This window comes from Acinetobacter sp. ANC5681 (genome assembly GCF_023488045.1).
Classification (GTDB): Bacteria; Pseudomonadota; Gammaproteobacteria; order Pseudomonadales; family Moraxellaceae; genus Acinetobacter.
In genome coordinates this window covers 1-944 of sequence record NZ_JAMFKZ010000079.1, presented here as the reverse complement: position 1 = coordinate 944, position 944 = coordinate 1, and the positions used below count along the sequence as shown (strand labels likewise).

2 protein-coding genes are annotated in these 944 nt (G+C 34.0%); both read right to left on the bottom strand.

Going from position 1 to position 944, the window contains the following annotated elements; genetic code table 11:
* Nucleotides 1–296: 296 nt before the first annotated feature.
* Entirely contained in the window at nt 297–599 is a 303-nt protein-coding gene (locus M5121_RS15805) for a hypothetical protein (RefSeq protein ID WP_249571705.1), read from the bottom strand.
* 33 nt (nt 600–632) lie between these two features.
* A partial coding sequence (locus tag M5121_RS15800; RefSeq protein ID WP_249571704.1) for a S24 family peptidase occupies nt 633–944 on the bottom strand: 312 nt, incomplete at its 5' end.

The window sequence follows — 944 nt, the reverse complement described above, 5'->3', positions numbered from 1 at the left end:
CATTTAAATTTATATCATTAAACTTCCTTACCTCAAACCCCATAATTTTCTCCACCCGAACCATTTTAATGACTGTGTCGGGTTCACAGTTTTAAATTTTACTCAAATTAGGTGGTGATCAAAATAACATTTTTTGTATATAAGCATTTGTTTTATATGTAAAATAGGGTGGTGACTAAAACCTATAAGTCCACCTTGCTTAATGTTTAGCGGTCACATCATTAATTTCTCGATTAATGGGTTATCCATATAAGTCTAACTGCTTAATCTAACCTACAAAAATTGATTTAGGCTTTTTATACCTTTGAATACTTTTCTAAAAACTCATCAATCCAGCCTTGTGCTTGATCTAAATTAGTAATATCTCCAAGCTTTAGATTAGTGCTTTCAGCTTCGTTAAATCCCTCGATTATGGCTTCAAAGATATTTGCTTCGTTAATGACCTCGCGTGCCATTTCCGCAGCGTCATAGCTTTGCTTGGCTTTTTTAAGTGATGCTATTTGTTTATCAATACCCTCGCCAATTTTTCCTAATGCTGCTTTAAATTCTTGCTTGTTAATAGATAGGGCGGTTTTGGATTTATTGAGTGTTGCGATCATGATTTTATTCCTGTGAATTTCTATAGGGTTTTCTTATGGTCTAACCAATGCAGACTCCAGGCGTCCAACAAAATGCAATTCATTTAATTGTTCTCTAGTAATCACCTCATCTGGATACTTTTTCTTATCAGGATTATCACTTTGCAAGCGTACGGTTCTTTCATCACCATAACTAATAAAAACTCGTTTCATACGCAATAGACTATTATGAAGAAATACATAAACATCACCGCTAATCATTGCTTCAGTATCAATTGGGGAAATATCAACAAATAGTGGACTATCAGGCGCAATAGTAGGCCACATACTATATTCAGCAGAATAAATAACTCTTAAGTTTTTAGG

Excerpts from the sequence above, each read along its gene's own strand:
- M5121_RS15805 (WP_249571705.1), bottom strand. The coding sequence starts at position 599 with ATGATCGCAACACTCAATAAATCCAAAACCGCCCTATCTATTAACAAG.